This window comes from Pseudomonas purpurea (assembly GCF_039908635.1).
GTDB lineage: Bacteria > Pseudomonadota > Gammaproteobacteria > Pseudomonadales > Pseudomonadaceae > Aquipseudomonas > Aquipseudomonas purpurea.
In genome coordinates, this window is record NZ_CP150918.1 from 2,475,001 (window position 1) to 2,486,235 (window position 11,235).

Here is an 11,235-nt window from a genome sequence, read left to right on the forward strand (position 1 = left end):
TAACGACAATGGGTGTGAAAAACACCCACGCCGAAAGACCAAGGTTTCCTGCGCAACGTTAATCGACGCAGGGTTAGTCGGTCCCTAAGGCGAGGCTGAAAAGCGTAGTCGATGGAAAACAGGTTAATATTCCTGTACTTCTGGTTATTGCGATGGAGGGACGGAGAAGGCTAGGCCAGCTTGGCGTTGGTTGTCCAAGTTTAAGGTGGTAGGCTGGAATCTTAGGTAAATCCGGGATTCTAAGGCCGAGAGCTGATGACGAGTTACCCTTTGGGTGACGAAGTGGTTGATGCCATGCTTCCAAGAAAAGCTTCTAAGCTTCAGGTAACCAGGAACCGTACCCCAAACCGACACAGGTGGTTGGGTAGAGAATACCAAGGCGCTTGAGAGAACTCGGGTGAAGGAACTAGGCAAAATGGCACCGTAACTTCGGGAGAAGGTGCGCCGGTGAGGGTGAAGGACTTGCTCCGTAAGCTCATGCCGGTCGAAGATACCAGGCCGCTGCGACTGTTTATTAAAAACACAGCACTCTGCAAACACGAAAGTGGACGTATAGGGTGTGACGCCTGCCCGGTGCCGGAAGGTTAATTGATGGGGTTAGCTAACGCGAAGCTCTTGATCGAAGCCCCGGTAAACGGCGGCCGTAACTATAACGGTCCTAAGGTAGCGAAATTCCTTGTCGGGTAAGTTCCGACCTGCACGAATGGCGTAACGATGGCGGCGCTGTCTCCACCCGAGACTCAGTGAAATTGAAATCGCTGTGAAGATGCAGTGTATCCGCGGCTAGACGGAAAGACCCCGTGAACCTTTACTATAGCTTTGCACTGGACTTTGAATTTGCTTGTGTAGGATAGGTGGGAGGCTTTGAAGCGTGGACGCCAGTCTGCGTGGAGCCAACCTTGAAATACCACCCTGGCAACTTTGAGGTTCTAACTCAGGTCCGTTATCCGGATCGAGGACAGTGTATGGTGGGTAGTTTGACTGGGGCGGTCTCCTCCTAAAGAGTAACGGAGGAGTACGAAGGTGCGCTCAGACCGGTCGGAAATCGGTCGTAGAGTATAAAGGCAAAAGCGCGCTTGACTGCGAGACAGACACGTCGAGCAGGTACGAAAGTAGGTCTTAGTGATCCGGTGGTTCTGTATGGAAGGGCCATCGCTCAACGGATAAAAGGTACTCCGGGGATAACAGGCTGATACCGCCCAAGAGTTCATATCGACGGCGGTGTTTGGCACCTCGATGTCGGCTCATCACATCCTGGGGCTGAAGCCGGTCCCAAGGGTATGGCTGTTCGCCATTTAAAGTGGTACGCGAGCTGGGTTTAGAACGTCGTGAGACAGTTCGGTCCCTATCTGCCGTGGACGTTTGAGATTTGAGAGGGGCTGCTCCTAGTACGAGAGGACCGGAGTGGACGAACCTCTGGTGTTCCGGTTGTCACGCCAGTGGCATTGCCGGGTAGCTATGTTCGGAATAGATAACCGCTGAAAGCATCTAAGCGGGAAACTAGCCTCAAGATGAGATCTCACTGGAACCTTGAGTTCCCTGAAGGGCCGTCGAAGACTACGACGTTGATAGGTTGGGTGTGTAAGCGCTGTGAGGCGTTGAGCTAACCAATACTAATTGCCCGTGAGGCTTGACCATATAACACCCAAGCAATTTAGTGACTCGAGAGAGCGCCAGATTGCGGTGTGTGAAGACGAAACGAACCGAAAGTTTGCGATTCACAAAGCACCGAGATCTATCACATCCCCATTCGCTGGAGCGTGAACCGAAAGGCACACGAGCTGGCTACCGAATTTCTTGACGACCATAGAGCATTGGAACCACCTGATCCCATCCCGAACTCAGTAGTGAAACGATGCATCGCCGATGGTAGTGTGGGGTTTCCCCATGTGAGAGTAGGTCATCGTCAAGATTAAATTCCGAAACCCCTATCTGCGTATGCAGGTAGGGGTTTTGTTTTGCCTGCGAAAAAGTCATCAGCGGAAATGGGTCTTCATGATCTGCAGGTCGAGAGGTATTCTGCGCGGTCTGTTCCTTTGGTGATTGATCCAGGAGATCCCATGCAACGTATTGATCATCCACTGCCTTGGAGCCACTTGGGCACTGAGCGTAGCCTCAGCGTATTCCGTTTCGGTAGTGGCTCACGCAAGGTCTATATCCAGGCCAGCTTGCACGCCGATGAACTGCCGGGCATGCGTACCGCCTGGGAGTTGAAGAAGCGGCTTGTTGAACTTGAAAGCCAAGGTCAGTTAAGGGGCATCATCGAATTGGTCCCCGTGGCCAACCCCATCGGCTTGGACCAGCACCTGCAAGGTAGTCATCTGGGCCGCTTCGAATTGGGCAGCGGAAAAAATTTCAACCGGGCGTTCCACGAGCTTGGCGGGCCCGTGGGTGAGTTGATCGGGACGCGTCTGGGCGCCGATGCGCAGTCCAATATTGCCTTGATCCGCCAGGCCATGGGGCAGGTCCTCGATCAATTGCCAGCGCCGGTCTCATCACTCGAAGCCTTGCACCGACTGCTGCTGCGCCATGCTTGTGATGCTGATATCACGCTCGATCTGCATTGTGATTTTGAGGCCGTCATTCACCTCTATGCCTTGCCGCAACATTGGCCACAGTGGCAATCGCTGGCAGCACGACTGAAGGCTGGTGTCGCGTTGCTGTGTGAAGACTCAGGCGGCAGTTCTTTCGATGAGTCTTGCTCATCGCCGTGGTTGCGCTTGGCCAAAGCGTTCCCGCAAGCAGCCATTCCTCCGGCTAACCTGGCAACAACCCTGGAGTTGGGCAGTATGGGTGACACCCGTGTGGTTCAGGCGCAGGCCAATTGCGAAGCCATTCTCGGCTTCTTCGCCGAGCAGGGATTTATCGACGGAGACTGGCCGTCAGCGCCGAGTGATTGTTGTGAAGGCATGCCCTTTGAGGGCACGCAGTACCTCTTCGCACCGCATCACGGGGTTGTCAGTTTCCTGCGTGAGGCAGGGGAGTGGGTGGAGACGGGCGATGCGCTGTTCGAGGTGGTTGACCCGCTGAGTGATCGGGTCAGTACCGTGTGTGCCGGAACCAGCGGGGTGTTGTTTGCCCTTGATCGCGGGCGCTACACGCAACCGGGAATCTGGCAAGCCAAGGTCGCAGGGCGCGACGCGATTCGAGCCGGAAAGCTGATTAACGATTGAGCCCCATTGTGTAACCCCCCACTCCCCACACCGAGAAACTCTGCCGCACTCATCGGTGAAACTGAAGGAACCCCCATGCACAAGATTCTTGGGTTGTTGATGCTGATGGCATCTTTCGCCGTAAACGCCCAGACACCTTTGCACACTGACCTACCGTTGCCGTATCTGGAGCAAACAACACCCGCTCCACAGAACCAGCCGTTGGTGATTTTCCTCCATGGTTCTGGCAGCAATGAAGAAGACCTGTTCGACATCAAGGACACGTTGCCCGCGACGTATACTTTTTTATCCGTACGCGCACCGCAGATGCTGGAAGACGGGAGTTACCAGTGGTTTCGCAAGAAGGGCGAAGGAGCCTACGACGGTGAGACCGATGACTTACAGGGCAGTACACAGTTGATACTGGACTTCGTGGTGCAAGCGGCGGAGAAGTATCGCACCCAAGCGGACAAGGTTATTTTGGTCGGGTTCAGTCAGGGCGCAATCATGTCCTATGAAGTCGCCCTGACTCATCCTCACGCTGTGCGCGCTTGAGTGGCAAAGTCCTGCCGCTGCTCAGTGAGAACCTCAAGACAGACCCCAGACGTGAGTCGTTGGCCATTTTCATTGGGCATGGCACGGCGGACTCGCGATTGCCCTACACCGATGGCACCGAAGCCTACAGCCTATTGCAGGGGCTTTCACTCAAGCCTGAGTTTCATGCCTATCCGGGTATTGGCCACACCATCAGCGGCACCGAAATGCAGGACTTGAACGCCTGGATGCGGCGGATCAATCAATAAACGGGGGCCGCCTGGCGGCTCCCGTTTTTGCTTACTTACCGGCAAGAATTTGCTGGACCAGCACGCCATGCCCGGTTTTGTCGTCGGCGCGGGAAATAATCTGGATCAGTGCCATGCGGTTGCCGGAGCCGGCCAACAGGCTGGTGTTGAGAGTCTGGCCACCGCCCTGTGTGGCCGTGCTGTCGATCTGGCGCAGCCCAAGACCTTTCACTGTCAGGCTTTTTTCACTCTGTTTATTGAAGTCAGGCAAGGCCTGGCGTTGTTGGGTGGCAAAGCCCGATACGGACTGGTCGAGGAACGCGGAGTCGTTGTCCTTGACCGTCACACCATTGGGGATGGTGTTTTCGGCGACGATTACCACGGTTTTTGTAGCCTGATTGGTGTACATGGTGCCGGTGGCGCCAGCCGTTCCGCTGGCTTCATCGCCGGCTGACAGCGGGTTGGCAATGAACCCTTTGGGCAGGGTGAAGCTGAACTTGCCGCTCAGCACCGAGACTTTTTGTGCGGGAGTGGTGTTCCCTGTGTTTTTGGTGGCCGCATACGTGTTGACGGTGCCGAAACTGGCGACCGCAGTCAGCAACAGGGCAACGGTTTTTTGGCGGAACAGTGACATGCAAATTCTCCGGGGCTACACGCAGTGGCGGCGATCATCCCACGGCAGGCATGGATCACTCCAGTGGTGGCGCGTTCAAGCAAGAGGTGATATCCAGAAGCGCTGCCGCGATGATCAGGAGATGGCTGCCATTCATCGTACCTCTCCACCGATGGATGGATTCAAGTCACCAGGCTCTGGTTTTGATAGCCACCGTTTGCTCATAAACAAAACCCCCAGCGAAACCCCCACCCCCAACGGGAATGCCAGTAGTCCCAGCGTCGGCAAGGCCAGTGCCAGTACCAGACAAAACGCGGCAAAGGAATACAAGCCGGTGGCGATGGCCCGGAGCAAGGTAGCGGTGAAGGCCGGGCCGTGGCTCTGGTGCGAGAACACCGCCAGCACGCTGGCGAGTACCGGGAACACTGCCAGAAACCCACTCCAGCGTTCGCCCACGGAGCTGGCCAACAGGGTGACTGCGAGGGTCAGAACGCCACTCGCGAGCATGCGGTAGATCAACCGGTCGGATCGGGGCGCAACTGGCACAGTGAGCGGTTGGACCTTGGGGAACAGGTACGGCGCGCCGACCAGTGCGGTGGTTGCAGCGGCGATGGAAAACCCCAGTGATGTCGGCACCAGCGACAACAGCGCCGCGCAGAGCGCCCACACCAATACCGCCAAAGCCAAGGCGCTGGGCCAACGCAAGCGTTGCGCGGCCTGGGCGTAGACGATGCTGAACGCGATCATTGCAAACAGTGCCGACAGCGCGGCAGTCGACGCCTGGGCGGCAAATGCCACGCCTTGTTCGAGGGCGAGGAAAAACAGGATCGGCCCCACGACCACCGGGAAGCCCCCCAGCCAACCCGCAACACTGGGTCCCCAACGTTTACCCGCCAGGGAAATCAGCAGCAAAAAACCAGGAACCACCAACAGTTTCAGCATCAGCACGGCAACATCCTTGTACGTGGGCAGAAGGTAGGGCACAGGGGTTACAACTCAACCCCGATCATCGAGAAACCGGTCCTGATGCGCAGGGTCTGGCAACAGGCACACATCGCGACGACCGAATAGCCGATAGCGATTGAGTGCTACCCGGTCGTAAACCCAGTCACGCACGGGGCGTGGAATCACCCGGATTGCGCTGAGCGCCCGCCATGGCCACGGCAGGTGACGCATCATTCGAATAAAGGCGTCCGAGCGTTCGAACACGGCGTTATTTTCGATGAACGCCATGCTCTGGAACTGCTCGGTGGGCAAGTTGAACCAATTCAACAGCGCTTGACCCTGGATCGATTGCATTGAGGCCAGTTTGATTTTCTGGTGAGGGTCATGGGCGATCAGGAAGCGCACCGAGCCGTTGCACAGTGTGCAGACGCCATCGAACAACACGACGCGATCGCCAGGGTGCAGATAGGGTGGGCAAGCGGTTTTCATCGGGTTCCTCTGATCGGGGCTCTGCGCGGCAGGCCGCCAAAGCATACCTGCCTTTGGCGCGATATTTCAGGTTAGAAAAGGGTGTGCACCTCACCGGCGGGCGTCGACTACGCTTTGCTCTGAGTAACGACCGTTCTCGCCGTTAGGCAATCTGCGTTCAGGTGCGGGCGGTCGGTGCTTCGGGCATGGCTGTATGGCGGTGTCCGGACGACCCTCACACTGGAGTCAGACTGATGAAAGCAGAAACCTGCGCCTGCCCCAATTGCACCTGCAAACTGGGAGAACATTCGATTGTTCGCCACGGCAAGCACTATTGCTGTGAAGGCTGCGCCAAGCACCATGAACACGGCGAAGCCTGCGCTGGCAGCGGTTGCAAGTGCGCCAAGGGCGCTCATGGTTGACCGCGACGGCCTGAACGTGGAGCTCGTCGGGGCTCCGCGCTCAGTGCCGGGCTGATCGCGGGTTAACGCGTCGGCCGCCAGGCAACGTTTTCGATGCCGAACTTTTCCGCCAGCGGCCGGGTGGTCTTTTTCACCTGTTCGCGACCGAAACGTCCAATCCGGCCCACCCCCGCATCACAACTGGCCCAGTGCCAGGCTTCGGCGTTGTCCATCTTCTCCTGGCGGATGATGAAAGACTTGGCAACGCCATGCAGGGTGTACTCGATGACGAAAAGTTTTGCGTTGTTCATAGCGCCCGTATTCCTCCTTGTTGTTATAGAGGGATCGCCGCCCTGCTGAAAAATTCACTCTGATTGCCGAGCGGAACGCTTTGCTGGCGGGCATCGGACTGCCTCGTTACCATGAACACGTATACCCCCAACCTCGATACGTGCCCATGGCCCTTGCCGCTCCCCCTGACCTGAGTGACTTCGATGTGCCGGTGCAACCCTTGGCACGGACCTATCCGCGCGGGTTGTTTATCGAGCCTCACGCGCATGAGTGGGGCCAGTTGCTCTATGCCATGAGCGGTGTGATGTGGGTCGAGACGCCGACCGAAGCGCTGGTCGTGCCACCGCAGCGCGCAGTCTGGTTGCCACCGGGCGTGGTGCATGGCATTCGGGTGGTTTCCGATTTGCAGATGCGCAATATCTACCTGCGCCCTTCGTTGGCCGCAACGCTGGACAGCCGCGTTCAGGTGATCGAGGTGGGCGGGCTGTTACGCGAGTTGATCCTCGGGTTGGTGGCGCAGGGCGACAGCGGTCCAACCGACTATTACGAAGCATTGGTGGGGTTGGCGCTGCTGGAGTTGAAACGGGCAAAACGTTCGCTGTTGAAGATTCCCATGCCGGACGCTTCGGATCGCCGTTTGGTAAGCCTGTGTCAGGCGGTCATGGCCGCGCCTTCGCTGGAGATCGCCTTCGAGCAGCATGCTGAACATGCCGGTGCCAGCGTGCGGACCCTGGCCCGCCTGTTCAAGGATGGCCTGGGCATGGGGTTTGCCGAGTGGCGGCGTCAGGTGCAACTGGCGGTGGCCGTGGCCGAACTGATCCAGGGTGCGCCGGTCGGCGCCATTGCCCGTGCGCTGGGTTACTCGCCGAGCAGTTTCAGTGACATGTTTCGTCGGGAACTGGGCGTGGCGCCATCACAGTTCACGGTGTCTCCCGGCTCAGTTGTCCGAAATCCAGAAGCGCTTGGCCGATAGCCGTTGCGGGCACTCTCTACACTGTGTGCATTCCCCATTTGCATCGTCGCATGACGCCAAGCGCACGGAGTTCGCCATGAATTACCTCATGTCACTGGTCATTGGCCTGGGTGTCGGCGTGCTCTATGGCGCGCTGGACTTTCGTTCGCCCGCGCCGCCAGCCATCGCGTTAGTGGGGTTGTTGGGCATGCTTGCCGGCGAAAAGCTCTGGCCAATGGGCCGGCAGTTGCTCGCAGGCTGGATCTCTTGAACACCTTTTCACTTTTTTGATGGAGCCTCCCATGAAAGCCCTGCAATTCGATAAAACCGGTGACCTTGCAGCGTTGCGTTACGTTGAGGTGCCGACCCCGGCCACGGGCGCGAATGAAGTGCTGGTGCAGATCAAGGCGGCCGGCCTGAACCCCAGCGATGTGAAGAACGTGCTCGGGCGTTTTCCCTACACCACGCTGCCGAGGATTCCCGGACGGGATTTTGCAGGTGTCGTGGTGGAAGGCCCGCAGGCATTGATCGGCCAGGCTGTCTGGGGCACTGGCCGCGAGTTGGGTTTCTTCGCCGACGGCTCCCATGCGCAATTCGTCAAACTGCCGGCCAATGGCGTGGCGCTCAAGCCGAGTCATCTGAGCTTCGCCCAGGCCGCCAGCCTCGGCGTGCCGTACACCACGGCGTGGGACGCGCTGGAACGCAGCCTGGTGAAGGCCGGAACCCGGTTGTTGGTGATCGGCGGCGGGGCGGTCGGGAGTGCAGCGCTGGCGCTGGCGAAGGTCCGTGGTGCCCAGGTGCTGGCAGCGGCGCGACGGCCGGAGCAGGTCAACGCTTTGCAGGCTCAGGGCATCAAGACGATTGAGTTGGGTAAGCCTGAGGATCTGCCGACGCAGGTCAATGCGGTGTTTGCCGGGGGCGCAGAGGTGATTTTCGACACCACAGGCTTCTGGCTGCCGGCTGCCGTGCCGGCACTGGCGACGTTCGGGCGGATTGCGATCATTGCCGCTCCGGTTGACGGTCATGTGCAGTTGCCTGCATTGGCGCTGTATCGCCGGGGCGGCTCGGTGGTGGGGATCAATTCGTTGCTCTATGGCGTGCAGGCGTGTGCGGCGATGCTCGACCAGTTCGGCCGGTTCTTCGACGAAGGACTGCTGCCGCTGCCCGAAGGCCTGGTCGAATCCCCATTGGCCGAAGGGCTGGACCGCTATGGCGAAGTGAATCAGGGGCGTGGCGACAAGATAGTGCTGGTGCCTTGAGACGCGTACCCAATCGATACCGTTGTGCGACCGCTGCACGGTTGATCGCGGGCAAGCCTCGCGCCTACGGCGATTACGGTGTGTAGGCGCGAGCGGTGTGGCGATCCGACTTGCCCGCGAAGGCGTCGGTTCGATCAATGCAGCATCACGCCTCAGGCACGCCGTTTTCCCACGCTGACCAGTTGTCGAGAATTTCCTGCACTAACGGGTTACCCGTGCGGTACAGGTTTTCCAGGGCCGGGACAAACCCGCCCTGATCCGCGTACTTGAGCAGGTTGTCCACTTCGCTCGCGCCCGGTGCCGGCCGGTCGAAATCCGACCCGGCGCGCACCACTGCCAGACGCTGGACATCCACCAGCCCCTCACGGCTGGCTCGCAGCAGCGCCTCATAAGTGGAGTTGTCTTCTTGCTGGGTCGTGCAGTAGGCGCCTTTGTTATCGGTCAGGAGCCTGGTCCAGACTTCCGCCCGTTCACTCAAACGGGTCCCGGAAAACCAGGTGTTGCCTGCCAGCGTGTCGCATCGGGTCACCACCGGCGGTTGATTGGCCGGGGCAGACGGGTACTTCAGGCGCCAGGCCGCCGATTGCGCGCTTTCGCTCAACGGCACGTTTTGGCTGAGGGCGAAGGCCTTGGCCTGCAACTTCGGGTTGAGCTCAAAGACTTCGGTCTTGTAGTCCAGCGGCGGTTTTTCGTCAGGGCCCTGGGTGTTGATCCCGGTGTAGCCGGTCGGCCAGTCTTTCGGTGCGTCCCGGGAATCCAGCTCCCACTGGGTGCCAAACTCCACCAGGTAATGTGCCCACGCGGCGGTGCCGAGGGTGCCGTGTTTTGGACTGATTCCGGCGATCCCGGCAATCACGAAGTAGCTTTTGCGCAGGTCGAACATTGGCGACAGCGCCAATGCCAGGGTGGACGCTGCCGCATTGGTCTGGCCCATGCCGGTCACCATCAGGCACACCTGTCGGGTGTTGCAGCGGATGTTCGGGTACTCGGCGGACAGTCCGGGCACGCGGACCTGCTGCTTGAGCTCCAGGCGATCGATCCAGTGTTGCGCTTCGGGGGCGAACATGGTGATCAGCATTACTTTTGGCTGGATCGGTGTTTCAGCGGCCCACGCGGTAGAAGCGAGGAGGGTGCCGCAGGCCAGGCCCACGGACAAACAAAGACGAGTGATTGTGTGCATCAGAATCTCCCTGACTGAATGCAGGACAAGCTGCTGGCAGCTTGTCGATTGAAATGTGCCGCTCAGAACTGATAACCGACCCCGGCGTAGTAACCCCAGCCATCGGAACGTGCACGGAAGTTGCCATCACCGAAGTTCAACTCGCTGCCGTCGTCCCAGTTGCCGCCGTTGTGGAAGTAACGCCCGACCAGGGTGAAGCGCAAGTGGGTGAAGGAATAGAGCAACACATTGGTGGCCACCGTGGCATTGGCGGTGCGCGCCGGATTGTCCTTGTGCAGGTCGGACCCGAAATCGAAGTTGGTAAAGCCGATGTAGGTCAGCGATGCACCATTGCTGAAACTGCTGATCGGCACGATGTACTTCAACTGTGCACGATAGCCGTCCCAGGAGTATTCGTTGCTGGCGCCGTAGTTCTCCCACTGGTAGCGCCCATAGAAGTTGGCCGACAGGTTCACCCGCGAGTGGGTGTCGATGTCGGTGCCCAGCCCGCTGTACAAGGTGTTGGCGCGGTTGGCGGTGCGGCTGCCGTGGTCGTAGATCCAGTCGAAGGCCACATACCATTCCTTGAACGGCCCGATGGCCAGGCTGCGGCCGGCCAGGTAGTCGATGGAAATGCGCGGCTCGTGCTCCATGAACAGCGGCGAACCGTGGTCCCAGACGCCTTTGTCGTGGCTGTTGCCGATGTCGAAAATCTTCGGGATGTCGACGTAGCCATAGAGTTCGAACGGGCCCTTGCGGCCGAAGTATTCATATTCCAGGTAGATATCGTCGGCCGGTTGCGGCCCGAAGCTGATGTCCTTGCTGCCAATGATCATCAGGTCCTGGTTGAACCAGTCCGACAGGTAAGCGCCTTTTTTCGGCGGGCTGGCTTCGGCGCTCAAGGCTTCACCCTGAGCGGACTCATCAATGGTGGTTTCTAGCGCCAGGGCGCTGTGGCTGAGTAGTCCTGTAACGGTGCTCAGTAGCAGGGAAACAGCAAAACGGTTGCGCGACGCGGGGCGTGGGGAGGTGAGGTGCATTGAAAATCCTTGTTCGTGCGGGGTTTGGCGAAGCGGGAACGGACGTGTCGGGATGAACCGTTCAAGCAACTGACGCAAACGTTTGCATGTGTCGTACCAATTTGGAACAGCCCATTGAAAAAATGACGGATTTTGTGTGTTGGCTGACGTTTTGGTTAGAGCGCGGGGCGCGG

At 58.8% G+C, this 11,235-nt stretch carries 11 protein-coding genes, 2 rRNA genes and 1 pseudogene (1 of these 14 only partly in view); 8 read left to right on the forward strand and 6 right to left on the reverse strand.

Going from position 1 to position 11,235, the window contains the following annotated elements; genetic code table 11:
- The 4 genes and pseudogenes from AABM54_RS11095 to AABM54_RS11110 form a co-directional block, all read left to right on the forward strand.
- Positions 1–1,638, forward strand: a 23S ribosomal RNA gene (locus AABM54_RS11095) (it extends 1,254 nt beyond the left edge of the window).
- Positions 1,639–1,796: 158 nt separating this feature from the next.
- Positions 1,797–1,912, forward strand: a 5S ribosomal RNA gene (gene rrf / locus AABM54_RS11100).
- 148 nt (positions 1,913–2,060) lie between these two features.
- Positions 2,061–3,173: a succinylglutamate desuccinylase/aspartoacylase family protein gene (locus AABM54_RS11105; RefSeq protein WP_347905458.1), complete on the forward strand. Its 1,113-nt coding sequence runs from the start codon at positions 2,061–2,063 to the stop codon at positions 3,171–3,173.
- Between the two features lie 75 nt (positions 3,174–3,248).
- A pseudogene (locus tag AABM54_RS11110) lies at positions 3,249–3,955 on the forward strand (alpha/beta hydrolase).
- A 31-nt stretch (positions 3,956–3,986) separates the two neighbouring features.
- On the opposite strand, the gene AABM54_RS11115 reads toward AABM54_RS11110, so the two are convergent.
- The 3 genes from AABM54_RS11115 to AABM54_RS11125 all read right to left on the reverse strand — a co-directional run bounded on the left by AABM54_RS11115 (position 3,987) and on the right by AABM54_RS11125 (position 5,981).
- Positions 3,987–4,568, reverse strand: coding sequence for a hypothetical protein (locus AABM54_RS11115; protein ID WP_347905460.1), 582 nt, complete (start codon positions 4,566–4,568; stop codon positions 3,987–3,989).
- A gap of 132 nt (positions 4,569–4,700) precedes the next feature.
- The gene (locus tag AABM54_RS11120; RefSeq protein ID WP_347905462.1) at positions 4,701–5,495 is read right to left on the reverse strand and encodes a hypothetical protein; all 795 of its coding nucleotides are present in this window, start codon (positions 5,493–5,495) and stop codon (positions 4,701–4,703) included.
- 48 nt (positions 5,496–5,543) lie between these two features.
- On the reverse strand, positions 5,544–5,981 hold the full coding sequence (locus AABM54_RS11125) for a thiol-disulfide oxidoreductase DCC family protein (RefSeq protein ID WP_347905464.1): 438 nt from the start codon (positions 5,979–5,981) through the stop codon (positions 5,544–5,546).
- A 233-nt stretch (positions 5,982–6,214) separates the two neighbouring features.
- Between AABM54_RS11125 and AABM54_RS11130 the strand changes: the two genes are divergently transcribed.
- Positions 6,215–6,382 (forward strand): metallothionein, encoded by a 168-nt coding sequence (locus AABM54_RS11130; protein WP_347905466.1) that lies wholly within the window; start codon positions 6,215–6,217, stop codon positions 6,380–6,382.
- A 62-nt stretch (positions 6,383–6,444) separates the two neighbouring features.
- Here AABM54_RS11130 and AABM54_RS11135 read toward each other — a convergent pair whose 3' ends face one another.
- Positions 6,445–6,672, reverse strand: a complete 228-nt coding sequence (locus tag AABM54_RS11135) for a DUF6555 family protein (protein ID WP_347905468.1) — start codon at positions 6,670–6,672, stop codon at positions 6,445–6,447.
- 146 nt (positions 6,673–6,818) lie between these two features.
- Between AABM54_RS11135 and AABM54_RS11140 the strand changes: the two genes are divergently transcribed.
- The 3 genes from AABM54_RS11140 to AABM54_RS11150 all read left to right on the forward strand — a co-directional run bounded on the left by AABM54_RS11140 (position 6,819) and on the right by AABM54_RS11150 (position 8,863).
- Positions 6,819–7,625 (forward strand): helix-turn-helix transcriptional regulator, encoded by an 807-nt coding sequence (locus AABM54_RS11140; protein WP_347905470.1) that lies wholly within the window; start codon positions 6,819–6,821, stop codon positions 7,623–7,625.
- Positions 7,626–7,701: 76 nt separating this feature from the next.
- Entirely contained in the window at positions 7,702–7,875 is a 174-nt protein-coding gene (locus tag AABM54_RS11145) for a DUF1427 family protein (protein ID WP_347905472.1), read from the forward strand.
- Between the two features lie 31 nt (positions 7,876–7,906).
- Positions 7,907–8,863 (forward strand): zinc-binding alcohol dehydrogenase family protein, encoded by a 957-nt coding sequence (locus AABM54_RS11150; RefSeq protein WP_347905474.1) that lies wholly within the window; start codon positions 7,907–7,909, stop codon positions 8,861–8,863.
- 145 nt (positions 8,864–9,008) lie between these two features.
- On the opposite strand, the gene AABM54_RS11155 is transcribed toward AABM54_RS11150, so the two are convergent.
- Both AABM54_RS11155 and AABM54_RS11160 read right to left on the reverse strand, forming a co-directional pair.
- Positions 9,009–10,043 (reverse strand): purine nucleoside permease, encoded by a 1,035-nt coding sequence (locus tag AABM54_RS11155; protein ID WP_347905475.1) that lies wholly within the window; start codon positions 10,041–10,043, stop codon positions 9,009–9,011.
- Positions 10,044–10,105: 62 nt separating this feature from the next.
- Entirely contained in the window at positions 10,106–11,062 is a 957-nt protein-coding gene (locus AABM54_RS11160) for a nucleoside-specific channel-forming protein Tsx (protein WP_347905477.1), read from the reverse strand.
- Between the last annotated feature and the right edge of the window lie 173 nt (positions 11,063–11,235).